This window comes from Candidatus Poriferisodalis sp., from assembly GCF_965219595.1.
In the GTDB taxonomy this organism is placed as follows: domain Bacteria; phylum Actinomycetota; class Acidimicrobiia; order Acidimicrobiales; family Poriferisodalaceae; genus Poriferisodalis.
This window is the reverse complement of sequence record NZ_OZ244781.1, coordinates 368079-391624: the sequence shown is the minus strand read 5'-3', so window position 1 is coordinate 391624 and position 23546 is coordinate 368079. Positions and strand designations below refer to the sequence as shown.

Below are 23546 nucleotides of genomic sequence, written 5' to 3'. Positions count from 1 at the left end.
CGGGGCTCAGGCGTTGTCGAGCTCGACGGCGTCGTAGAGCTGGCCGAGCACGTCGGGCACAGCGCTCTGCACGCGTGACCAGTTCGGGATGAACGGCGTGCCCATCGGGTCGTTCAGGAACTCGTCGCCCGCTTCCATGATCGCTGAGGCGAACAGCTCCACGGCGGTCTCCTCGGCGTGCAGGTCGAAGTCGAAGCCGTTGAACGTGGCGTCGTTGCGGTAGTGGCTGACGAGGTCGAGCGCGTTGCGGTAGTAGACGGCCTTCACGGTGCGGAAGATCTCGGTTCCCAGCGTGGTGCCGTCGATGGCCAGCTTGCGGTAGATGGCCTTGGCGATGTCGCGGCTCATCTTGTGCAGGCCCGCGTTGGCGTCTTCGAGCGAAAGGTCCTGGTGCTTGTGGTCGTAGCGCCCGCACAGGTCGACCTGGCAGATCCTGCGCCCCTGGTAGATGCGGTACACCTCCGACAGCACGCCGATCTCGAGGCCCCAGTCGCTGGGGATGCGGATGCTGCGGGTCATGTCCAGTTTCATCGCGAACTCGCCGGCCAGCGGGTAGCGGAAGGCGCCGAGGTAGCGCAGGTAGTCGTGCTCGCCGATCGTTGCCCGCAGCGCCCGCAGCAGCGGTGTCACCAGCAGGCGCACGACGCGGCCGTTCAGCCGCGCCGAGGTGCCTTCGCCGGCCCGGTAGTAGTAGCCCTTCGAGAATGAGTACCCGAACGTGGGATGCAGGATCGGGTACAGCAGTCGTGCCAGCAGGCCGCGGTCGTAGGTCAGGATGTCGGCATCGTGCAGGGCGACGTTCTCGCAGCGTCCCGAGGCCAGGAAGTAGCCCAAGCAGTACCAGACGTTGCGGCCCTTGCCCGGCTCCGTCGGTGCCAGCACCCGGTCGGCGAGGACTTCGTCGATCTTGCGCAGCCGCGGGCCGTCGTTCCACAGCAGGCGAGTGCGCTGCGGCAGCCGGGCGAAGAACCGCCTGGCGTCGGCGAACTGGGCCTCGTCGGCCCGGTCGATGCCCACGATGATCTCGTCGATGTAGGCGACCTTGGCAATCTCGTCGACGATGTTCCCGAGCGCGGGCCCCTGCAGCTCGCTGTACAGGGCCGGGATGATGAGCGCGATCGGCCGGCGGCGCGAGTAGTCGAACAGCTCGCTCTCGAAGCTCTCGACGGATCGGTCGCCAAGGCGATGGAGCGTCGCGATCGACTCGTGCTGCTGGAAATCGGCCACGACGGCTCGCTTGGCTCGCTTGCTGATGGTGAAGCTACCCCGACCGGCTTCATCGGCCCGTGCGAGGGCGCGCGGTAGGGTGCGCCATGGCCCGATCTCAACCCCCTGAGCGGGGCCGATTTCCCTCGCTGGACAGCAAGTTCACCGCGGATGGGTTGACCTTCGACGACGTGCTGTTGGTGCCTGACGCGTCCGACGTGCTGCCCGATGCGGTCGACACGTCGTCGCGGTTCACGCGGGGCATCACGCTCGCCGTTCCGCTGGTGAGCGCGGCCATGGACACCGTCACCGAGGCGCGTCTGGCCATTGCAATGGCCCGCCACGGCGGCATCGGCGTGATTCACCGCAACCTGTCGGTCGCCGATCAGGCTGCCGAGGTCGACAAGGTGAAACGCTCCGAGTCGGGGATGATCAACGAGCCCTTCACGCTCGGCCCCGACAACCTGGTGTCCGAAGCCGAGGACCTCATGGCCCGCTTCAAGATCAGCGGGGTGCCGATCACCGATCCAGCGGGTCGGCTGGTCGGGATACTCACCAATCGCGACCTGCGCTTCGAGACCGATTGGAGCCGTCCGATCCACGAGGTGATGACGTCGGAAGGGCTGGTGACTGCGAGTGCCCCGACCACTCTGGAAGAGGCTCAGGTGGTGCTGGCCCGCCACCGCATCGAGAAGCTGCCGATCGTCGATGACGACTTCCGGCTCGTTGGTCTGATCACGGTGAAGGACATCCAGAAGCGCATCCAGTTCCCGAACGCCTCCAAGGACGAGCACGGCCGGCTGCTGGTCGCCGCCGCAGTCGGCACCGGTCCCGACACGATGGAGCGCGCCGCAGCGCTGGTGGAGCGCGACGTGGATGCCATCGTGGTCGACACGGCACACGGCCACAGCCGCGATGTCATCGAGACCGTCGCGAAGATCAAAGCCAATCACGCTGCCGAGGTGGTGGCGGGCAACGTGGCCACCGCCGATGCGGCTCGAGCGCTCATCGACGCTGGTGCCGATGCGATCAAGGTCGGCATCGGCCCCGGCTCGATCTGCACGACCCGGGTGGTAGCCGGGGTGGGGGTGCCGCAGATCTCGGCGGTGTTCGACTGTGCATCGGAGGCCGCAGCCGCCGGCGTACCGGTAATCGCCGACGGCGGCATGCAGTTCTCGGGCGACCTCGCCAAGGCGATCGCCGCAGGAGCGCACAGCGCCATGGTGGGCAGCCTGCTGGCGGGCACCGACGAGTCGCCCGGTGAGGTGGTGCTGTACCAGGGCGAGCGCTTCAAGGAGTACCGCGGCATGGGCTCGGTGGGCGCCATGAAGGGCCGCAGCTACTCCAAGGATCGATACTTCCAGGACGGGCGCGAGGTGGAAGAGCTGGTGCCCGAAGGGATTGAGGGACGGGTTGCCTACAAGGGTCCGCTGGCCGGTGTGCTGCACCAGCTCGTCGGCGGGCTGCGCCAGGCGATGGGCTACTGCGGCGCCACCAGCATCGACGACATGCGGCTGCGCACCCGGTTCGTGCGCGTCACCGCAGCCGCACTGCGCGAGAGCCACCCCCACGACATCATGATCACCAAGGAGGCGCCCAACTACCGGGCGCCGACCTGATCTTCGTCCTTGCTGAGCTGCTCCAGCCGTTCCCATTCGTCGATGAGGCTGCTGTCGGTGTCGCGCACGAGCTCGCCGAGCCACCGCGTCAACTCCACGATGTCGTTGCTGCGGCGATCCTCAGGCACGTTGCGCACCAGGGCTTTGTAGGCATCGCTGAGGTAGCGCAGCAGCACGCCCTCGGAGCCCTTGATGCCGTAGTGGTTGACGTACTCGTGGAAGGTCATCGCTCGCTCCCGTAAGTCACGTGCCACTGACTTGGGGCGGATGTTGTCGTTGCGCAGCCAGGGGTGATGGGTCGACCAGGCGTTGAAGCTGTCATACAGCCAGTCGCGCAGCGGCTTGGGCCACTCGACCTCTTCGAGGCGCTCCATCCGCTCCTCGTACTCCACGCCCTCGGCCTTCATCTCGACCAGCAGGTCGGTGCGGGCAAGGTCTCGCTGCCGTTCGAGCACCACGGTCGGGTTCTCGAGCGTTGCCTCCAGCACGCTGAGCACATCGAGCGGGTAGGTCGGCTCGTCGGCGTCGACGAACTCGATGGCGTCGAGCGCAAATGGCGACAGCGGCTGGGTCAGGTCGAACTCGGCCTGCAGGTCCACGTTCACCCGCACCAGGCGGTCGAGCTCGTCGGGTTCGGCGAGCCGTTCAACCACCTGCGTCTCGGTCAGCGAGCGGTAGATGGCGATGGCGCGGCGGATGTGGGTGCGGTTGGCGGCCCGCGTCTCGTGGTTGTCGGTGAGCAGCCGGCGCATCGCCGCGCAGCCGTCGCCGGGGCGGTCGAGCACGTTCATCAGCATCGAGTGCGACACATCGAACTGCGAGCGCAGCAGTTCAGGTTCGCCTGACGCCAGCCGCTCGAACGTGTCGGCGTTCCACGGCGCGTAGCCCCGTTTGGGCGGCGACGGCCGGCGCACCTTGCGCAGCTTGGCCGGGTCGTCGCCGAATTTCTCGCGGGCCTTCTCGAGCGCCATCGCGTACTCGACTTCGTGCTCGGGCGCCTGGCACCACACGAAGCCCTCGTGGTCGAAGCCGCGGCGCCCCGCCCGGCCGGCGATCTGCTGGAAGTCGCGCACCGACAGCACCCGGGTGTCGCGGCCGTCGTACTTGCAGAGCTGGGTGAACACCACCGTGCGGATGGGCACATTCACGCCGACGCCGAGCGTGTCGGTGCCGCAGATGAGCTTGAGCAGGCCCGCCCCTGCCAACCGCTCGACCAGCAGCCGGTACTTGGGCAGCATCCCGGCGTGGTGCACGCCGATGCCGGCCTTGACGAAGCGCGAGATGTCGCGGCCGAACGGCGAGTCGAAGCGGAAGTCGACGATCTCTGCGGCCACCTGCGCCTTTTCATCCTTGGAGAGCACGTTGAGGCTGGTGAGCGCTTGCGCCCGTTCGGTGGCCGCCCTCTGGGTGAAGTGAACGATGTAGGCGGGCACCCGGCGCAGCTCCAGCAGCTCTTCGAGCGACTGGTGCAGCGTGGTCTCGCGGTAGGTGAACGTGAGCGGCACCGGCCGTTCCGCCCCCGTCACGGTGGCGACCTCGCGGCCCGACCGCCGCCGCAGGTCGTCGGCGAAGCGCTGGGTGGGGCCGAGCGTGGCGCTCATCAGGATCATCTGGGTGCGGGTCAGCTCGAGCAGCGGCACCTGCCAGGCCCATCCCCGGTCGCGGTCGGCATAGAAATGGAACTCGTCCATGACGACACTGTCGACCGGGGCGCCGGCACCTGAGCGCAGCGCCAGGTTGGCCAGGATCTCCTGCGTGCAGCACACCACCGGCGCATCGGGGTTGACGGCGCCGTCGCCGGTCACCATGCCGACGTTGGCAGCGCCCAGTTCCTCGCAGAGCGCGAAGAACTTCTCCGACACGAGGGCCTTGACCGGCGCGGTGTAGTAGCTGCGTTGGCCTCGGGCCACCGCCTCGAAGTGCGCCGCGAGGCCCACCAGCGATTTGCCCGAGCCGGTCGGCGTGGTGATGATGACGTGGTTGCCGCCGAAGATCTCCAAGACGGCGTCTTCTTGGGCCTCGTAGAGCTCCAGGCCGATCTCGGCCGTGTAGTTCAGGAAGCCCTCCAGCAGCGAGTCGCCATCAGGCTCGCGGGGCAGGAACGCCGTCAGCCGCCCCGCCGCCGATCGCTCAACCGCCATCACCACCGGAGGCTAGGAGTCAGGCGTTGCGGCCGGGCCAAGCCTGGGGGTTGAGCATGTTGGGCGGTTGGCTGCCGTCGAGTGCGGTCATGACCTCCGACACTGCATGGGTGAAGATGCGGCGGCGGCCGGCGACTGTGGCGGAGGCCACGTGCGGGGTCACCACCACGTCTGGGCGGCCCAGCAGCGGGTGGCCCGATGGCAGCGGCTCCGGCTCGGTCACGTCCAGCCCGGCGCCTCGCACCTTGCCTGCGTCGAGCGCCGCCAGCAGGGCGTCTTGGTCGACAAGTCCGCCACGAGACGTGTTGACCAGGTACACGCCGTCGCGCATCGCAGCGAGGAGCTCGGCGTTCACCAGATGGTGCGTCGCGTCGCTGAGCGGCGCGTGCACCGACACGACATGCGCGTCAGCCACTGCGTCATTGGGCGTCGCCGCCCGCTGCGCCCCCAGTTCCGCAAATCGCTCGTCGCCCGCATAGGGGTCATACGCCACGATCTCCATGCCGACGGCCGACATCACCCGGGCGACGTAGCCGCCGATGCGTCCGAGCCCTACTAATGCGAGCGTCGAGCCGGCCAGTTCAAGATGCCCGTGGCGTGCCCAGTAGTCGCCTTCGGCAGCCTCGAGCCGGAGGGCCGATTCCTTCAGTCCTTTGGTGATGGCGAAAATGAGTGCGACGGCTTGCTCGGCGGTGGAGATCGTCGGGCCGTCGGGCGTGTTGCAGGCGGCGATGCCGAACTCGGTGGCGTCGTCGAGGTCGAGATTGTCGAACCCGATGCCGGCCCGGGCGATCACTTTCAGCCGCGGAGCTCGCTCGTACACGGTGCGGTCGTAGCGAATCGCGGCGCCCACGATGGCGCCATGAGCCCGTTCGATCCCTTCGAGCGGATCATCGCCGCGCACATCGACGATCTCGGTCCGGCCGTCCAGCAGCTCGCGCTGCAGCCGGCCGGCAGGCCGATCAAACCAGACAACCGGCAAGGCGCCTGAACCATCCGCAGTGTCAGAACCCGTGCTCATGTGATGCCCCAGCCTTTCGTGGCTGCGTCGGCCACGCGGTCAGTATTGCGTCGAGCGCGCCCCGGTTGTCGATTCGGGCACGGCAACACCCCGGCACCGGCACCGGGCGCATGGCTACCGTTGACGCCGACGGTGGCGGTCATTGGCGAGCAGGGGTACGGGTTGATGCAGGTCGACGAGGCGGTCATCCACGACACTGATCGGTATGCCGCCGAGGGCTACCCGTGGGCCGAATGGGATCTGCTGCGCGACGAGGCGCCCGTCTACTGGTATGTGCGCGACAACATCGTGCCGTTCTGGGCCGTCACCCGCTACGAGGACGTGAAGTGGATCTCGGGCCAGAACAAGACGTTCATCAACGGCGGCGGCCGGCTGCGTCTGGCTGACGCCGACCGGGATGCCCGCTTCTGGACCAAGTACCGCCAGCGCGCCATCGAGATCGGCTGGGATCCGGACGAACCGCCGGACTTCATCTTCAAGGACCGTCCCGACCACTGGGACCTGCGCCGGTTGGTGGTGCCGGAGTTCACGCCGAAGGCGATGCGCAGCAGATCCGAATCGCTGGAGCTGCACGCCCAGCGCTTCGCGGACGAGTTCATCACCAAGGTCGCCGACGAAGGCACCGCCGATGTCGTGGAAGACCTGGCGGTGAAGCTGCCGCTGGCTGCCATCTGCGAGATGGTCGGCGTGTCGGCCGACGACTGGGAGCAGGTGCACGCTTGGACGTCGGTGCTGTTCGACGATCCCGATCTGGAGAGGTTCTGCCGGCCCGGCGAGCCCCGCGACGAGATGCGGTCGCGCATGATCCGCGAGTTCGACACGTGGATCGGCGAGCTGATCACCCAGCGCCGCCGTGACGGCACCGACGGCCGCGACCTGGTGAGCATCCTGTTGCGCTCGGAGATCGAGTCGGGGCCGCTCACGCCGCAGCAGCTCGTGGGCTACTTGCGCCTGATGATCGCTGCGGGCAACGAGACCACTCGCAACGCAGCGAGCGGCGGGGTGATCGCCCTGCTTGAGCACCGCGACCAACTTGACCTGCTCAACGAGCGCATCGACGACCCCGATGCCGTGGAATCGGCCGTCGAGGAGATCCTGCGCTGGACCTCCCCGGTCATCCAGTTCGCCCGCACCTGCACCAAAGACACCGAGCTTCGAGGCCACACGATCAAAGCCGGCGAGCACGTCGGGGTGTGGTACCCCTCGGCCAACCGCGACGAACGCCAATTCCCCGAGCCCTACCGCTTCGACATCGGGCGCACGCCCAACGACCACCTCGCCTTCGGCCACGGCGCCCACTTCTGTCTCGGCGTGCATCTGGCCCGCTGGGAGCTGCGAGCGTTCTTCCGGGTGGTTGCCCCGCTGCTGGACAGCCTGCAGCTCGACGGGGAGCAGTCGCGCATCGGCCACCTGCACGTCGGCCCCATCAAGCACCAGATGGTGGTCCCGCGGGCCTGATCCGCCCGCAGCGTCGGGTATCTGGACACGACCGGTGCCCTCAAATGCGAGCTGGGTGCAGGACTAGCGTCGGCGGCCATGACGACAACTGATGTGGTGGTGACGGGGCTGCGATTCGGGGAGGGGCCGCGCTGGCGCGGCGACCGGCTCTGGTACTCCGACTTCTACCGGCACGGCATCTTCACGGTCACGCCCGACGGCAGCGAGGAGCTGATCCATACGGTGCCCACCCAGCCGTCGGGGCTGGGCTGGCTGCCCGACGGAGACCTGCTGTTCGTGTCGATGCTGGACCGGCAGCTTCGCCGGCTCGACGCCGACGGCAACGAGTCGCTGCACGCCGACCTGTCGGGCATCGCCGGCGGTCCGTGCAACGACATGGTGGTTGCCGCCGACGGCACGGCATACGTCGGCAACTTCGGTTTCGACGACAGCGCTGGGGAGACGTTCGCGCAGGCAACCTTGGCCATCGTGAGTCCGGACGGCACTGCTCGACCGGGGCCCGAGGGCTTCGACTTCCCCAACGGCACCGTGATCGACCCCAGCGGGCGCCACATGGTCATCGCGGAGAGCTACGGCCGACGGATGACGGCGTTCGACATCGAAGCTGACGGCTCGCTGAGCGGCCGGCGGACGTTTGCCGATCTGGGAGAGCGCGTGCCCGACGGCATCTGCTTGGACGAAGCCGGCGGCATCTGGGTGGCCGATCCCCTCAACGCGAGCTGTTTCCGGGTGGTCGATGGCGGCGAGGTCACCGATGTCGTCGATCTGGAGCTGAACTGCTTCGCCTGCATGCTCGGCGACGATGATCGCCGCACCCTCTACATGGTCACCGCACCCACATCGCGCCCACCCGACGACGCCCCGGCCCTCGGCCGTATCGAGACCGTCCGGGTCGAAATTCCCGGCGCCGGCCTGCCGTAGCTGCCGCGTCGAGAGGTGAGCCTGCCAGCGCGTCACCTCTTGTCTCCCGCTCTTGTTCGCTGCGCTCACGGGCCGCTCGGGCCACGGCTTCGCCATGCGGCTCAGCCTCTGAGCCCTCAGCCGTCCGGGTCGGTGGCGCCGAGGCGGCGCAGGTGACCTGCACGTATGTCGGCGGTCTGGCCCTGAACCAGCAGGAACAGCGCTTCGCGGGCCAGGCGCTGCCCGTGATGGGCGAGCGTGATGGCTCTGCCGCCGACCGATGAGACGAGAGCGCTAGTCGCCCGGATGCCCACATATCCGACCTGAGCACGGCGATCCGGCATCTCATTGACCTCGGCTGCGTAGAGCGCTCCGCGCGCCGCGTCCAGCTCGGCGTCCAGTGGCGAGGGCCCGAGCAGCTCGAGTGCGCGGGATGCAACACCCAGCATGAGGGCGCCGTTGGTCCGCAGGCCCTGGCGATAGAACGACAGCCAGTCGTCGTAGTCGATGACCTCCACCACCTCGTCGTCGCCGACGGCGTGCCCGTCGAAGTGCAGCTCGACTGTCACCGACGAGTCCACCGCGGCGAGCCGCAACCGGCGCGACGTCAACGTGCGGGCCTCGGTGGCCGGGATGAGCATCCACACCAGCCGATCCGCCTCGTGAGCAGCAACCAGTACCGCGTCGATGTGACCCCACCCGGTGACGAACGGCGCCACGCCACGCAGCACCCAGCCGTCGCCGGAACGCTCCGCGAACAGGCACGGCTCGGGACGCAGCACATGCGCGAACGCGACACCGCTGCGCCGCTCGCCGGTGGCTAGCGCGCGGGCCCAGCGCTCATGCAGCGGCGATCCGGCTGGCATCCGCGTGGCATTCGCCGAGCCGCCCCCGTGCTGAGCCCACACGAACGCAGTCGTGAGACAGCCGCCGGCCAGCGCTTCGAGAATCGGCAGCCGCTCAAGCTCGTCGAAGTCGCAGCCGCCCACCTCGGTCGGCGTCCACAGCCCATACAGCCCAGCATCACGAAACAGATCCAGGTTGTGCTCGGGAACCTCGCCCGCTTCGTCCACGTCCAAAGCGCGCTCGAACAGCACCTCATCCGCTAGCTGCTGAGCGTCGCGCCGTAGCGCGATGGGATCGGGCGGGGGACCAGAGCTCACGGCGATCAAGGATGCACGCGCGGTGACGTCGCCACGCCCCAGGGCGTTTAGGTGCCGGTGTCGGCCGCCGCCGGCGTGCGCCACATGAGGGCGTTGCGGCGCATGATGGCGACCAGCGTGTCGTCCTGGTTGTAGGCGCGGTGCTCGAACAGGATGATGCCCTGGTCGGGCTTGCTCTTGGATCCTCGGGCCGAGATCACTTCGCTCTCTACCCGCAGCGTGTCGCCGTGGAAGACGGGTGCAGGGAAATCCATCCGTTCGAATCCGAGGTTGGCCACGGTGGTGCCGTGGGTGGTCTCGTGGACGGAGATGCCGACCACGACTGCGGCCGTGAACATCGAGTTCACGAGCGGCTTGCCGAACTGGGTCTCGGTGCGCGCGTACTCGAAGTCGAGATGCAGAGCAGCGGGGTTCATCGTCATGGTGGTGAACATGACGTTGTCGGCTTCGGTGATCGTGCGGCGCAGCCGGTGATGGATCACCAGACCCGGCGTCAGTTCCTCGAACCATCGGCCGCCGTGCGGGCGGGGCGCATCGCTCATCAGGCAGCTCCTCCTTCAACTTCGGCTGTGTCTGATTGGCCGACCCCAGGGGTGTCGGCTGAGTCTGATTGGCCGACACCGAGAGTGTCGGCCCAGGGCACCTCGCACGCTTGGTCAAGATCGATCTCGGCGTGGACCACCGGGTTCTGGTGCGGGCCGGCGCACCACGAGGGCATCACCATCGTGTAGAGACCCGAGCCGCCCGCCTGGAACACCACGATCCTGCTGGGGTCTTTCAGGATCGGGATCAGCTCATCGGGCGGGCCATCCCGGTCGAGATAGAAAGCCGACCCGACACGGGCGAGCGTGGCTGCGGTATTGGCTGCACGGGCAGCCAGCTCGGCCTGAATGTCCTCGCGGGTCAGCCCCGCGCGAGCCAGCACCGTCGTGTGGTCGGGGTTCATGATCACGGTGAGGGCGCCGTGTCGCAGGTGGGCGTTGTTGCTGCCCGGGTTGGCCATGACCGCAGCGATCACGTTCAGCAGCCGGCTGGCCGATTCGGGATCGTCGGCATCGCCGGTGAAGATCACCGAATGCGGCGCCTCGGCACCGACGACGACCACAGCACTGTCGTCTTCGCCGTAGCCATAGCTGGTGTGCAGCGGCGCGAACGGGCTGTTCTCGGAGTCTTCGCCGATGCAGTAGGTGAACTTGCCGGGATGGCCGTGCAGCGCCATGTCGGACACGCCGGGGCGGGCGCCGCCGATGTTCATCATGGCCAGCCTCAACGCCCGGCCGATGGTGGCATTGGCTCGATGGCCGGGCCCGAGCGCCCCGAATCCCGACGCCACTTCACCGCACTGGTGCCGTGCCGGCCCGCACACCACGATGAGCGGCGCGGTGCAGTGGGTGGTGCTCTGCATCTCGGTGAGGTCGAACTCGGGCTGGCACACGGCCCGAACGGCGGCCACGACGACGGGGATGTGGTCAGGCAGGCAGCCGGCCATCACCGCGGCTGTAGCCACCTTCTCCACGCTCGCCACGCCATGCGCGGGTCCCATGACGCCGAGTTCGAGATCGGGGTCGAGCCCTGTGGCGAGCGCCGTCATGGCCACCCGCTCCGGGGTGGGGATGACCACTGGCAGGCCGTCGGTGAGCCCGAGCGCGTGAAGCTGCTCGAGCGCGTCGGCCTCGCTGCGGGCCTCCAGCAGTGTCACGGCTGGCTTAGTTGGAACCAGCGCCGGTCAGGATCGAGATGATCTGCGGCGCGATGTCAGCTGCAACCTTGGCCATGTTGTCCTCGCCGCTGCCCGCTACCGGGTGCGGCAGGCGGACGCGAGGGACGGACGGCATGCCGGTGGCGTTGGCCACGAAGTCGCCCTGAGGCCAGAACGCATCGGTGACGAGTGCGATGGAGGGAATGCCCGCTCGGGCGGTGGTGATGCTGTCACGCACGGTGCCAGATGTGCAGCTGCCTCAATGGCCGTACGCGGCGATCACCGCGCCGCACTCGGCGCTGATGTCGGCAAGCATCCCCTCGCCGACCACCGACGAAGCGTCGCCCTTGTCGTAACGGTTGAACGACGCCGACGGCAGCCGTTCGGCGAGCGCCTTCTCGACGTGGTCGAGGAAGCGGACGCTGTCGGGGAAGCCATTGGCGACCAAGCCGATCGTGATCGGCTGATCGAGCGGTGTGCTGAGCGCGTATGGCTCAGGTGCAGTCTTGGCCTCGCCTCGCGGATCGTGGAAGGTGAGGGTGCTCATGGGTCCAGTCTGACACCCGCGCCGCAGCCGCGCGTGCTGTGCGGCGGCACCGGCTCGGCGAGCCCTCGGCTCAGTGATCGTGGCCGGCGGGACGGGAGGCGTATGCGGCGGCCCGATCGGCAACGGCATCGCCGCTCAGCAGGCCGCGCTCGCCAACGGCGTGCTCGAGCGCCGTCAGCCAGCACCGGTAGTAATCCCACGGCTCAGCCGCATCGCCGCTATCGACGGGCGTCTCGGCCTCGGCGATCGCTTCGATCAGGTGCTCGCGGAACTGGTCCCAGGTGAAGTGACTGCCATCGACGAGATCGGCCGCCACACCGAACGCACGCGCCTGCCATGGCTCAGAAAAAACCAACTCGCCGTTGTCCCTCGGGGGAGCAGCAGTGGTGCCCTCGAGCAGGTCGATGCTCATGGAGTCTGCGCCGCCCGGCTACTCGCCAGCAGGATCGGCAGCCCGAGCCACGCCGATCATCGAATCGCGCGTCACTAGCTCGGCCAGGCGTTCGACGGGCCATCCGTCGGTGCCCGCTGGCCGCTCGGGCAGCACCAGGAATCGGGTCTCGGAGCTGGAATCCCAGATGTGCACTTCGGTGTCGGGTTCGAGTTCCAGGCCCATCTCGGCCAGTACGGCCCGGGGCTCGCGCACCATGCGTGCCCGGTACTCGGGGCTCTTGTACCAGTTGGGCGGCAGGCCCAGCAGCGCCCACGGGTAGCACGAGCACAGCGTGCACACGACCACGTTGTGAACGCCTGGCGTGTTGGCCTTGACCTCAATGTGCTGGATCTCTGCCCCCCGAATGCCGAGCTCGGCTACAACGCCGTCGGCGTCGGCCAGCAGGCGACTGGCGAGCGCGGGGTCGGTCCACGCGTGTGCTACCAACTCGGCCCCGATCATCGGGCCGATGTCGTGCTCGTAACGCTGGATCGTCGCGTCAATGCGGGCGCGGTCGGCAAGTCCCTTCTCCACGAGCAGGTCTTCGAGCGCTTCGACGCGGATCTCGGGCGACGAGGCGTCGAGGTCATGATGCGGGTGTCCGTGCCCGTGGTCATCGTGCATGAATTCGTTCTCCCACTCGCTGCGGGTCAACCCGCGCCGTTCGTCGGGTTCAGATAGCACTCATAGAGGTCGACATAGACCGATGTGTTCGGCTCGGCGTTGTCGCCCCACAGCGTCTGGGCGTCGTAGCCGACGCAGTAGACGTGCTGCGGTCGCTCGCCTAGGTCGTGGGCCGTGCTGTCTGGGAGCACCTCTGCGGGATGCAGCTTGACCACAGTGCCCGGCTTGTCCACGACGTACGCAGGCAGTCGTGTGTGGCCAGGCTGAGGGGCGGCAGGTGCTGCCACCCGGTCACCCACTGCGAATCGTGGTTCCGGGGCCAGATCGCGGCGGACACCGCGGTGCTGAGGCGGCGGCACTGGGACATCTGGCGGGAGCAGTGCTGGATCTCTAGCGAACGTCGGGGCCGCCCGACCGATGGGCGACGACCGGTGCTGAAGTTCGCGGTTCGCTCCACGGTTCAGTGCAGAGGCCATCTCGTCGGGGCTGATCACGCCGTACTCGGCTAACAAGAGCTCGAAGCCCGCGAGCCAGCGGCCGTAATAGCCGTGATCGAAGTAGTCGTCGGGGTGGAGGCGCTCGAGCGCATACCGGAACTCACCAGGGCGCTGCGCTGAGGCCGCTGTGACAGCACCGAGAAGGCCGAAGACACGCCGCTCCCAAGCGGCGTGGAACGACGGCTCGTCCGACTCGTAGGGCACACTGCCCCATCCGCGAGCTCCCCCGAGATCGTGAACCCCAGGCCACGTGGAATTCGGTTTGATGGAGTTGGGGTCGGCGGCACTGGGCTCGCCGGCATCGGGACGCATCGCGGAACAGCTTTGCACTTCGGGCGCTGACGGCCGCGACCATGGCGGCCGCTCCGACCGACGTCGAGACGCCGTCCCGCCCAACCGGGCTGATCGAGCGCCGGTTGTTAGGTTGCTGGAGTGCCAGCGTTCGTGCTTGCAGTGGACCTCGACGGTGTGTGCGGGATGCATACCGAGGCCTTCCGTCGCGTGGTGGCGGCCGAGCGCGGCGTTCCAGAGGACTCGCTGCCGCTGGTGCGTGGCTGGAACTTCACCGAGTGGGGCCTCGCCGACGGCGAGTTCGAAGAGCTCCATCGCATCGCCGTCATCGACTACCGCATGTTCCGTGAGATGAAGCCGATGGAAGGGTGCTCTGAAGCGCTGTGGCGGCTGTCTGACGCTGGCGTGTGGATACGGATCGTCACCCACCGCCTGTATGTGAGCTGGGGCCACCGTGTCACCGTGAGCGACACGGTCGAGTGGCTCGACCGCGAGCGCATTCCCTATCGCGACATCTGCTTCGTGGCCGACAAGGCGATGGTGAACGCTGACGCCTATATCGAAGACGCGCCGCACAACGTGATCGACATCCGTGCCGCGGGCGGGTACGCGATCACCTTCGACCAGCCCTACAACGCCCAGGTGGAAGGACCACGGGCCCACGACTGGGCCGAAGCCGAAGAGATGGTGGTGGAGCTGCTGGCGAAGCACAGCGGCTACGTCTCGCGCCCGCTGCCCGGCATGGACGCCGGCTCCGATCGCTTGGAGTTGCGAACCCGGGATACCGCGTAGGCCGGGCGTATGAGTGATTCCCCCACAACACCGCCGGCGCCGATCGACGCGGCGACCGTCGTCGTGCTGCGAGACGGCACGCCTGCGGCTGCGCCAGGTCACGGTTTCGACGCCGCAGAAAGCGACGCAGGAGCGCACATCGAGGTGCTCATGCTCCGGCGCAACTCGCGGGGGTTCTTCGGCGGCATGTGGGTATTCCCCGGCGGTCGGGTGGACCCGCCCGATCGTGACACGCCCGGCGATGTGGTGGCCGCGTGCGACTCCCGCACCGCTGGCGCCAATGGCCTGCATGACGGCGACCGGCGCGGCTTTCGCACGGCAGCAGTTCGGGAAGCTCACGAAGAGGCCGGCATCGATTTGTCTGGTGCCGAGCTGACCCACTTCGCCCATTGGCTGCCGCCGCCGATTCGCCCCAAGCGGTTCTCGACCCACTTCTTCATCTGCGAAGCGCCAGCCGACCTCGATGCGGTACGTGTCGACGGCAGCGAGATCCTCGACCATGCCTGGGTGTCGCCCGCGGCGGCGTTGGATCGGCGAGCAGCAGGCGAAGTCGAGTTCGTCACACCCACGTTCGTGACGCTCACCTGGCTGTCAGGCTTCACCCGCACCGCCGATGTGCTGGCCTCGATCGACGGCCACACGTGCTTCCACACCCAGATCATCCCTTCGCCGGATACTGACCCGGGCCACATTGCCGTGTATGTCGGCGACGCTGCCTACCCAGACGGCGATCTCGATGCCCCCGGCCCTCGCCGCCGCTGCATCATGGTCCGCTCCGGCTGGCGCTGGGAGGAACACGACGGCACCGACGCGGACGCGGGCTAGGCCGCATCATTCGCTGGCGCGCAGCCGTCTGGCCTTGGGGACGAGGCGGGCGATCTGGCGTTCTTGGGGAGGGCCGTCGGGACCTCCGCCGGGACGGGCTGCCCGGAAGTCAACGGCAGCCGCGGCAGGGTCGGCGCCGAAGGCCACCATCGTCAGGATCCCGATCACCGCCGTGCGCGCCATGCCAGCACCGCAGTGCACGAGGACGCTGTCGCCGCGATCCAGCGCTGAAACGACAACCTCCACGAGTTCGAGCACCGGCCCGTCCGTCGTGACACTGCCGTCAGGCGTAGGCAGCCACAGCGCACGGGGGCTGCTGGCCGCGTCGCTGTGGGAATCGAGCCACTCGCCGTAGTCGGGATAGCGCAGCTCGATCTCGTGGCGAGTCAGCATGCACGCCACGACGGAAGCATTCACACGATCCAGTGCGCCCTCCGGATCGGGACCGACTGCTGAGAAGTTGGTCACGAACAGGCGACCGGCCACCTCAGCAGCCCGAAGCGGGATCTCGTCGATGCGGTGCAGCACGGTATTCGCTACTGGTCGCCCGTGCGGAACCGCGCGAAACGCCGCTTCGGCTCCTCGGGCGGTTCTGGCAGCGGCGGCCAGGCTCCCGACAGCTCCTGCTGCCCGGTACGGCGCACCTCGTCGAGCTCGTCGCGGGTGTAGGGGTCCGGTCGGGGATCGAGTGCCCGGTAACGAGCTTCGGCACTCGCGAAGTTCTCGTCGGTGATCAGGTCGCCGATCAGCGTGCACGGTTCCCAGTCGGCGCGCGGCCCCAGATAGACGTAGCCGTCGGTCACCTCGCGCAGTCGCAGCGAGGTATCGGCACCGTCGAGCGAGCCACGCACCTCCGTCATCGCGACACTGCCGAGCGTCGAGGCTGCCAAGTCCAAGCCGAAGCGGATGTCGGTGCCGCCACGACCCTCGGGCGAGCGTGAGATCAGTTCCTCGACCCGTTCGGTGGCGGCGGTGTCGGCCACTGCGCCGTGGAACACGACTCGTCGGCAGCCGTCGCTCATCCAGCGCCACAGGAGGTTTCCCGCCGAGGTTGTCGGCGAGCCGTCGACCCACTCCACGAGGCCGGTGGTAGTGGCGGCGACGTTCATGTATACGAGCGCACGCTGTCCCTGGCGGAGTACCTCGGCGGTGAGCACGCTGGCGGCGTGAAACGCGGACATGTCCCGGTAGTGCCCGCCGAGCGACCAGTTCCGCAGCCCCAGTTCGGCGGCAGAGCGACCGTCCAGCAGATCGGGGTCTTCCACGTAGGTGGGCAGGCCGAGCGCGATCACGCGGATGGGCCGCCGGTCGTCATCGCGACGGCGTTCCGCTGTGTTGTGCCTCCAGACCGCGTGCAGCACATCGGCGTATTCCTGGTATCCGAACCCGGCACCGAGCAGATCGACGAACAGGTCGGCGCAGGCTCGGCTGTCCCACTCGGGAGCGTCGATCAGGGCATCAAGCTCGGCTTGACGGCGTGAGTTGGTGAACTCCCAAGCGAGATTCTCCACGCCGTTGTCGGCCAACTCGGCGAGCGTGCCCGCCAGGAATCCCAAGTGCTGTCGAACCCCGACCTGGTCGCCGAGCAGCACGATCTGGTGGCGCCCGCAGAGATCGCCCAGATATTCCTCAGGCGACAGGAGCGCGGGCGTGGGCCGCTCGTCGTCGGTGGGGTCTTCGGGCGGCACCGCCATGAGTCTGCCCGCTGGCGGCCCGGAATCTGACAGCGAGCCGCAACAGCCCTCAGCAGAGGCTGAGCCGACAGGCGAAGCCGTGGCCCGAGCGGCCCGTGAGCGCAGCGAACAAGAGCGGGAAGCAACGCGTGAGCAACGGCAGGGCTCAGCCGTCTGCGCTCGCTCTCAGAGCACCTGTGTCCAGGCCAGTTCCGCTGCCGCTGCTGATTCGGACACGGCCGCTGCGAAGTCGCCAGGGGTCGATTTCTCGTCTCGCAGCGCCGGATCGAGGGCATACCGCCGGGCGTGTTCCACGTACACCGCAGGCACCGGCTCGGGCAGCGGGGTCGGCGCCCGGCGCTCGTAGTCGGGTTCGAGGTAGATCCAGCCGGTGGCGAGGCTGCCGAGCGGCCCGCGATCGAGGCTCGTCGTGCAGCCGAGCCGGGCTGCGGGCCCCTGATCCACGTCGAAGGCGAGCGGCACGGCCAAGTCGTCGTGCATGGCAAATGCCGCGTCGAGCACGCCGTCGGCAACCAGCGCGTAGTCGCACAGCTCGCCATCGGCCGGCAGCGGCTCGTGGATCAGCACGGTGACGGCTCGGTCGGCCACCACCTCGTACACGCGGTTGGCTGCACCCACCACGTGACCGCCGACGATCTCGGCATCGATCGCATCCCACACCCGGTGAGGCAGACGCCTTGCCCGAGTCAGCGCGTGAGCTGTGCGGGCGAGCACGAGCGCGCGATGACCCGGCTCGACGACCTCGGCGAGCAGCACGTCGCACATGTGCGCCGACACCGGGCCGCGGCTGCGCAGGTGCGGCCACGCGTACGAGGTGCGCAGGTCGGCTGTGTCGGTGACGGCATCGAGGTCGAGGTCGTAGTCGAGCGCCAGGACACGCATGGGCGGCCCGCCACTGGCGAAGCGACGGTTCACCTCCCAGACCGCGCTCAGCACGTTGAGGTATTCGCGGTAGGCGAAGTTGTGGCGTATGCCCCAGCGGAGCAATGCGTCTCGCGCAAGCTGCTCGTCGAATGTCGCGCCGGTGACCACCGCGTCAAGCCGGGCCTGGTCATCGACGCAGGCGTACTCCATGGCCACGATGCCCACGCCCGACCGGTACGCCGCTGCCACGAGATCCTGCAGGAACAGCCCGGCGCGGCGTGTGGGGGTGTGGTGGCCCACGAAGACCACTTGGTGACGCTCGAAGAGATTGCACACGTACGTCAGCGGGTCTGAGCCGTGGCTTTTCAGCCATTCGGCCAGCTCATCGATGACCGCGGGTTGCAGCGGCGGCAGCTCACGGCGATGCCGGTAGAGGGCGATCCGCTCGAGCAGCGCACGGTCGCTTCCACGCCTGTCCACCCGCTCCGACAGTACCGTGTCGGGCCGTGGGAATGCGCATCTACGACACCGCGCAGAAGACCGTCGTCGAGCTGGAACTCGACGATCACGTCGGCATGTACGTGTGCGGCATCACGCCCTACGACGCCACCCATCTGGGGCACGCCGCGACGTATCTGGCCTATGACCTGCTGATCCGCCGGCTCGAAGACATGGGTCACACCGTCACGCTGGTGCGCAACTACACCGATGTCGACGACAGCATCCTGCCCAAGGCGGCCGAGCTGGGCGAGCACTACCTGTCGCTGGCCGAGCGGGAGATCGATCGCTTCGAAGCTGACATGGAGGCGTTGCGGGCACGGCCTGCAGCGCATGAGCCACGGGCCACCCGGTCCATCGACGCCATGATCGCCATGATTTCCAAGCTGCTCGAGGCTGGGCATGCCTACGTATCAGCCGACCGGGTCTTCTTCGACGTCACGACGTTCCCAGACTTCGGGAAGCTGTCCGGTTACAGCGCCGATCGCATGACCGAGCTCGCCGCGGAGCGCGGTGGCACCCCCGACGACCCCCGGCAGCGCAACCCGCTCGACTTCGTGCTGTGGCAGGCCAGCGCCGACGGCGAGCCCTCGTGGCCGTCGCCGTTCGGCCCGGGACGGCCTGGCTGGCACATCGAGTGCTCGGCCATGGGCTACGCGGCGCTCGGCGAGACCATCGACATCCATGGCGGGGGCGGTGATCTCGTGTTCCCGCACCACGAGTGCGAGATCGCCCAGAGCGAGGCTGTGCACGGTGCTCCGCTGGCCCGCTACTGGGTGCACGCGGGGCTCGTCTCGTACCAGGGGCACAAGATGTCGAAGTCGCTCGGCAACCTGGTCTTCATCTCCGATCTGCGTGCTCGCGTCGACCCCAGGGCCATCCGGCTGGCGCTCATGGCGCACCACTACCGCACGGAATGGGAGTGGTTCGATTCGGAGGGCTTCGCCGCACAACGCGAGCTGGACATCCTGGCGTCAGCCGCCGCCGGTGCCTCGCCCGCGACCGGATCGGGCGAGGGGTCATCTGGCCTGCTCGCCGAGGTGCAGGCTGTGCTGGATGACGACCTCAATGCGCCGATGGCCCGCACCGCGCTGCTCGACGCCGCCGCTGCCGTCGAGCGCGGGGCCGCCGGTGGCGCGCTGCGAGGCGAGCTGGTGGCAGCTGCAGCCCTCTGCGGTATCGACTTGTCGTCACCGCCGGCGACCGCAGCGCCGTGACGCGGCGCGCAGGCTCGTAAGGCACTCGCCATGACGACGCTGGCCGTGGTCAACCAGAAGGGCGGCGTGGGCAAGACCACGGTCGCACTCGGCATCGCCGAAGCAGCGTGCGCTTCGGGGCTGAGCGTGCTCGTCGTGGATCTCGACCCGCAGTCCAATGCGTCGGCTGGCCTCGGAGTGTGGAACGGGTCGCCGAACGTCGACGACGCACTTGCCGATCCGACCCCGGGAGCTGTGCTCTCGGCGGTCACCGACGCTCGCTGGCCGCCCGACGGGCCGTGTCCGCAACTCGTCCCGGGCAGCTATGCGCTGGCGAGTCGGGAACCGCAGATGGCCGCTGACCTGGTGGGTGCGCAGGATCGTCTGCGCATCGCGCTCGCGGGCGCGAACCACGATCTCGTGCTCATCGACTGCCCGCCGTCGTTGGGCCTGCTGTGCATCAATGGGCTGTTCGCAGCCGACCGTGCGCTGGTGGTGACCGAACCGGCGGCTTGGGCAGCCGACGGCGTCGATCTCATGCGATCCACGGTCAGTCGAGTCGCGCAGCGCCAAGGCACGCCCACGATTGCCGGTGTCGTGCTGAATCGTGTAGGACGCACGCGTGACAACGCCTATTGGGCCCAGCAGCTCGCTGAGCGCTTCGGCACAGAGTTGTTGCCGCCCGTCCCGCAGCGGGCCGCCATCGCCGAGGCCTCTGGGCAGTCGCAGCCGTTGCGGGCGCTCGGTCGCCGGCCTGGTGCGCCCGAAGCAGTGCAGGCCTTCGACGAGCTGTGGGCCGACTTGCAGAGCCGATTGGCCTGATCCCGTGCGCGGACAGGCGAACCTCCTCGTCGCGCTGCCTGTTGTTTCCCGCTCTTGTTCCCCATTCTCATGCGATTGGGCTCACGGGCCGCTCGGGCCACGGCTTCGCCTCTGACAGGTCGGCGGTACGCTCGGATTGCTCGCCGCTGCAGGGTTTGACTATGGCCAACTACGACCCGAACCGTCCACGGCCGAGCGTCGACGGGACGGCTGCGCTCCCGGGCGACTTGCCGGCCGAACAGGGCTCCGAGACACCAGCATCCCCGCCCGCCGCGGGTGCTCCGGTCGCCGACACCGATGCAGACCCGGCGCCCGCGCCTGCATCGCACCTCCTGCCGCGACAGGCCGAGCCGGTCGACCGCCGCCTGCTTGCAGCGTTCGGCGGTGCAGTCGCCGTCGGATGGCTGATCGCGGCAGTCGTGGCGTGGTGGCTGTGGCGGCGCTGGCGACGTCGCTAGAAAACCATCCACGCGCCCGATGACTGGATGGGCCACGCTGTGAAGGTGGAACCCCGCACCGGCAGCGTCGCTGCCGACGATGCGCCCAAGGTTGAGCTTCCGCGGAGCCTGAGTCCTTCGGGCGCATCGACTTTCCGGCAATGCGCGAGGCGTTGGAAGTTCCGCTATGTCGACAAGCTGCCGGATCCTCCCGGCGAGCCGGCGCTGCGCGGCACATTCGTGCACCACGTGCTGGAGGAGCTGCTGGCGGTCGCGCCCGCTCAGCGAACGCTCGAGCGAGCTCGTGCCATCTGCCGGGATCTGTGGCCGCAGCTTGCGGAGAACCCCGATTTTGTGGCGCTGGAACTGCCTGAAGCCCAAGAACGGGCCTTCCGATGGAACGCATGGACCGACATCGAGGGCTATTTCCAACTGGTGGATCCCGCCGAGGTTGACGTGGTGGACCGCGAGCGCGATGTGCACACGTCGTTGGATGGCGTGCCGTTCCGGGGCATCGTCGACCTGGTCGACCGGGTGTCGGAGGGTGTGCGCGTCACCGACTACAAGACCGGCCGCCCGCCCTCGCAACGCTTCGTCGACAGCCGCCTGTCGCAGGTCTGGCTGTATGCAGCTGCGCTGGAGTCGGTCGGTGATGATGTGAGCGAAGTGCGGCTGCTGTATCTGGGCGAGACGGGTGCTGGCCGCGACGACCGCCGGCCCACCGAGATCGCTCGTCCATTCGATGCCGACGCTGTCACGGCGGCGGTCAACGAACATTGCGACACGTGGGGTCGGATCGCTGAGGCCGCTGCAACGGGAAGCTTCGAACCGACCACCGGACCACTGTGCAGCTGGTGTCCCTACCGCGACGACTGCCCTGAAGGCCAACTCGAGCACCAGCGGAGGACGGGCATCGCTGCGTGAGCGATGCCGCATTGAGCACTGATCGCTGCGTGAGCAATGCTGCGCGCTCAGCGGCCATGCTGTAGCCCGATCCTGCGAACCTGGGAGCATCGAGATGGACTACGAGCAGATCACCGTGACCGACCGCGACGACGTGCGGGTGCTGACGCTGAACCGGCCGGAGAAGCTGAACGCGTGGACGCCGCGCATGCAGTCGGAGCTGACGCACGCGGTACGGGCCGGCAACGACGATCCGTCGATCGGGGCGTTCGTCATTACCGGTGCGGGTCGCGGCTTCTGCGCCGGCGCCGACATTGCCGAGGTCTTCGCGGCCCGTATCGACGCAGCCGACGAAGCGGGCGGCAGCGTGGGCGAAGCGGCGGCCCACGACGACTCCGCCGCAGACGACTGGGTGGAGCTCGTGCGCAGCTCCAAGCCCATGGTGGCGGCCATCAACGGCGCCTCGATCGGCGTCGGCCTCACCATGATCCTGTCGATGGACTTCCTCATCGCCCACAGCGACGCCAAGCTGTCGTGCCGTTTCGTGAAGATGGGCGTCACGCCGGAGCTGGCCTCGTCGCACATCCTCATTCAGCGCTGCGGTTGGGGCGCGGCGTCCGACCTTGCGCTGTCTGGCCGGATCGTCATGGGCGCCGAAGCGGGCGAGATGGGCCTCGTCGACGAGGTCACCGACGGCGACGTGCTTGAGGCGGCGCTGGCGCGGGCGAGCAGCTATGCGGAGAACCCGCCCACCATGCTGCAGCTCACGAAGCAGTTGCTGTCCGCCAACGGATCCGACACCGATCTGGGTGCGGTACAACGCCGCGAGCTCGAGGCGCTGAACGTCGCGCGTGCTTCGGACGATCACCGTGAGGCTGTTGCCGCATTCTTGGAGAAGCGCCCGCCGAAGTTCCGCTAGGCCGCACCTGCGCAAGCCGGATCCGGCCGCAGCGGCGTCGCTCCGTGCCTCCTGGTCGCAAGCGACCCGTCGATGCCTGAGCTGCCGGAGGTAGAAGTGGTCCGGCGTCAGTTGGCCGGGCCGCTGGTCGGACGTCGCATCACCGAGGCTTGGGCTCACCCGTCGCACAAGTTCGCGTCCGCGGTGGATGCGGTGGGCACCGAGATCGAGGCGCTGCGCCGGCGCGGCAAGTATCTGATCGGCGAGCTGGACTGCGGGCGCGAGCTGATCGTGCATCTCGGCATGACTGGGCGGTTGTGCTTCGCCGGGGCAGCCGACGCTGGCGCAGCGCGCGGCGCCGTGCCGCCTCCTCACCTAACTGACGGACCAGCGGCGGAAGTCATGACCCCGGGCGTGGTCGGTGCCTCCGACCCGTATGTGCGTGCGTGGTGGCGCCTCGACAACGGTGAGACGCTCTGCTTTCACGATGTACGCCGGTTCGGCCGCATCGCCGTCTGCGACCGGGGCGACTACCGGGATCTGCCCACGCTTGCTGCCATGGGTCCCGAGCCGCTCGATTCCGACCTGGACGCGGCCACGTTCTGGCGGGCGAGCAGGCGGTCCAGCCAGCGCATCAAGACCCAGTTGCTAAACCAGCGGCTGATTGCGGGCATCGGCAACATCTACGCCGACGAGGCGCTGTTCCTGGCGCGCATCAACCCGTCGGCCCGGGCTATCTCGAAGCCGCGAGCCGAACGGCTGCTGGAAGCGCTGCGGGATGTGCTGGTTGCCAGTATCGAACGGGGCGGCAGCACGCTGCGCGACTACTACAGCCTCGAAGGCGCGGGCGACAATCAGAAGTACTTCGTCTGCTACGGCCGCGCCGGCGAGCCGTGCGTGCGCTGCGGCACCGAACTGCGCCGCCGCGTGCTCGACCAGCGCTCCAGCACTTGGTGCCCCCACTGCCAGCGCCGTTGAAGTAGCAGCGCGCCTATTGACGCGGCAACGGGCTCCGTGG

General features: G+C 68.2%; 23 protein-coding genes and 1 pseudogene. 11 read left to right on the top strand and 13 right to left on the bottom strand.

Annotated features, from left to right (window positions below):
* Nucleotides 1-6 precede the first annotated feature (6 nt).
* Entirely contained in the window at nt 7-1227 is a 1221-nt protein-coding gene (locus tag ACOQPE_RS01755) for a glycosyl transferase (protein WP_420610212.1), read from the bottom strand.
* Between the two features lie 86 nt (nt 1228-1313).
* Between ACOQPE_RS01755 and guaB the strand changes: the two genes are divergently transcribed.
* Nucleotides 1314-2825: an IMP dehydrogenase gene (guaB, locus tag ACOQPE_RS01750; RefSeq protein WP_420610211.1), complete on the top strand. Its 1512-nt coding sequence runs from the start codon at nt 1314-1316 to the stop codon at nt 2823-2825.
* Here the strand turns inward: guaB and ACOQPE_RS01745 are convergent.
* Together ACOQPE_RS01745 and ACOQPE_RS01740 are read right to left on the bottom strand one after the other, a co-directional pair.
* Nucleotides 2819-4966, bottom strand: a pseudogene (locus tag ACOQPE_RS01745) (DEAD/DEAH box helicase); the annotation flags it as partial. The gene guaB and the pseudogene ACOQPE_RS01745 overlap by 7 nt on opposite strands.
* 19 nt (nt 4967-4985) lie before the next feature.
* A complete protein-coding gene (locus ACOQPE_RS01740; RefSeq protein ID WP_420610210.1) occupies nt 4986-5987 on the bottom strand; it encodes an NAD(P)-dependent oxidoreductase in 1002 nt (333 codons plus the stop codon).
* Between the two features lie 132 nt (nt 5988-6119).
* Between ACOQPE_RS01740 and ACOQPE_RS01735 the strand changes: the two genes are divergently transcribed.
* Entirely contained in the window at nt 6120-7445 is a 1326-nt protein-coding gene (locus tag ACOQPE_RS01735) for a cytochrome P450 (protein WP_420610209.1), read from the top strand.
* Between the two features lie 78 nt (nt 7446-7523).
* Nucleotides 7524-8366: an SMP-30/gluconolactonase/LRE family protein gene (locus ACOQPE_RS01730; RefSeq protein WP_420610208.1), complete on the top strand. Its 843-nt coding sequence runs from the start codon at nt 7524-7526 to the stop codon at nt 8364-8366.
* A gap of 116 nt (nt 8367-8482) precedes the next feature.
* Here the strand turns inward: ACOQPE_RS01730 and ACOQPE_RS01725 are convergent, their stop codons facing one another.
* The 7 genes from ACOQPE_RS01725 to nthB form a co-directional block, all read right to left on the bottom strand.
* Nucleotides 8483-9508 (bottom strand): acyl-CoA dehydrogenase family protein, encoded by a 1026-nt coding sequence (locus ACOQPE_RS01725; RefSeq protein ID WP_420610207.1) that lies wholly within the window; start codon nt 9506-9508, stop codon nt 8483-8485.
* Between the two features lie 47 nt (nt 9509-9555).
* Nucleotides 9556-10050 (bottom strand): MaoC family dehydratase, encoded by a 495-nt coding sequence (locus ACOQPE_RS01720; RefSeq protein ID WP_420610206.1) that lies wholly within the window; start codon nt 10048-10050, stop codon nt 9556-9558.
* Nucleotides 10050-11207 (bottom strand): hypothetical protein, encoded by a 1158-nt coding sequence (locus ACOQPE_RS01715; protein WP_420610205.1) that lies wholly within the window; start codon nt 11205-11207, stop codon nt 10050-10052. The genes ACOQPE_RS01720 and ACOQPE_RS01715 overlap by 1 nt, the downstream gene beginning before the upstream one ends.
* A 7-nt stretch (nt 11208-11214) precedes the next feature.
* Nucleotides 11215-11754, bottom strand: a complete 540-nt coding sequence (locus ACOQPE_RS01710) for a UGSC family (seleno)protein (RefSeq protein WP_420610204.1) — start codon at nt 11752-11754, stop codon at nt 11215-11217.
* 70 nt (nt 11755-11824) lie between these two features.
* On the bottom strand, nt 11825-12166 hold the full coding sequence (locus tag ACOQPE_RS01705) for a nitrile hydratase accessory protein (RefSeq protein ID WP_420610203.1): 342 nt from the start codon (nt 12164-12166) through the stop codon (nt 11825-11827).
* 18 nt (nt 12167-12184) lie between these two features.
* Complete coding sequence (gene nthA / locus ACOQPE_RS01700) at nt 12185-12811, bottom strand: nitrile hydratase subunit alpha (RefSeq protein ID WP_420610202.1); 627 nt, start codon at nt 12809-12811, stop codon at nt 12185-12187.
* 26 nt (nt 12812-12837) lie between these two features.
* Entirely contained in the window at nt 12838-13620 is a 783-nt protein-coding gene (nthB, locus tag ACOQPE_RS01695; RefSeq protein ID WP_420610201.1) for a nitrile hydratase subunit beta, read from the bottom strand.
* Nucleotides 13621-13740: 120 nt separating this feature from the next.
* On the opposite strand from nthB, the gene ACOQPE_RS01690 reads away from it, so the two are divergent.
* Nucleotides 13741-14391, top strand: a complete 651-nt coding sequence (locus ACOQPE_RS01690) for a 5' nucleotidase, NT5C type (RefSeq protein WP_420610200.1) — start codon at nt 13741-13743, stop codon at nt 14389-14391.
* Between the two features lie 9 nt (nt 14392-14400).
* Nucleotides 14401-15216: an NUDIX hydrolase gene (locus ACOQPE_RS01685; protein ID WP_420610199.1), complete on the top strand. Its 816-nt coding sequence runs from the start codon at nt 14401-14403 to the stop codon at nt 15214-15216.
* A gap of 6 nt (nt 15217-15222) precedes the next feature.
* Here ACOQPE_RS01685 and ACOQPE_RS01680 read toward each other — a convergent pair whose 3' ends face one another.
* The 3 genes from ACOQPE_RS01680 to ACOQPE_RS01670 form a co-directional block, all read right to left on the bottom strand.
* Nucleotides 15223-15744, bottom strand: a complete 522-nt coding sequence (locus tag ACOQPE_RS01680) for a hypothetical protein (RefSeq protein WP_420610198.1) — start codon at nt 15742-15744, stop codon at nt 15223-15225.
* 8 nt (nt 15745-15752) lie between these two features.
* Nucleotides 15753-16904, bottom strand: coding sequence for a hypothetical protein (locus ACOQPE_RS01675; RefSeq protein WP_420610197.1), 1152 nt, complete (start codon nt 16902-16904; stop codon nt 15753-15755).
* Nucleotides 16905-17075: 171 nt separating this feature from the next.
* The gene (locus tag ACOQPE_RS01670; protein WP_420610196.1) at nt 17076-18254 is read right to left on the bottom strand and encodes a hypothetical protein; all 1179 of its coding nucleotides are present in this window, start codon (nt 18252-18254) and stop codon (nt 17076-17078) included.
* Nucleotides 18255-18286: 32 nt separating this feature from the next.
* Between ACOQPE_RS01670 and cysS the strand changes: the two genes are divergently transcribed.
* The 6 genes from cysS to mutM all read left to right on the top strand — a co-directional run bounded on the left by cysS (nt 18287) and on the right by mutM (nt 23506).
* Nucleotides 18287-19489, top strand: a complete 1203-nt coding sequence (gene cysS / locus ACOQPE_RS01665) for a cysteine--tRNA ligase (protein ID WP_420611338.1) — start codon at nt 18287-18289, stop codon at nt 19487-19489.
* A gap of 30 nt (nt 19490-19519) precedes the next feature.
* A complete protein-coding gene (locus tag ACOQPE_RS01660) occupies nt 19520-20290 on the top strand; it encodes a ParA family protein (protein WP_420610195.1) in 771 nt (256 codons plus the stop codon).
* 161 nt (nt 20291-20451) lie between these two features.
* Nucleotides 20452-20748: a hypothetical protein gene (locus ACOQPE_RS01655; RefSeq protein WP_420610194.1), complete on the top strand. Its 297-nt coding sequence runs from the start codon at nt 20452-20454 to the stop codon at nt 20746-20748.
* Nucleotides 20749-20793: 45 nt separating this feature from the next.
* Nucleotides 20794-21651 carry a RecB family exonuclease gene (locus ACOQPE_RS01650; protein WP_420610193.1) on the top strand — a complete coding sequence of 286 codons (858 nt, stop codon included), beginning with the start codon at nt 20794-20796 and terminating at the stop codon, nt 21649-21651.
* A gap of 94 nt (nt 21652-21745) precedes the next feature.
* Nucleotides 21746-22549, top strand: a complete 804-nt coding sequence (locus ACOQPE_RS01645; protein WP_420610192.1) for an enoyl-CoA hydratase/isomerase family protein — start codon at nt 21746-21748, stop codon at nt 22547-22549.
* A gap of 72 nt (nt 22550-22621) precedes the next feature.
* Nucleotides 22622-23506, top strand: a complete 885-nt coding sequence (gene mutM, locus ACOQPE_RS01640; RefSeq protein WP_420610191.1) for a bifunctional DNA-formamidopyrimidine glycosylase/DNA-(apurinic or apyrimidinic site) lyase — start codon at nt 22622-22624, stop codon at nt 23504-23506.
* Nucleotides 23507-23546 lie beyond the last annotated feature (40 nt).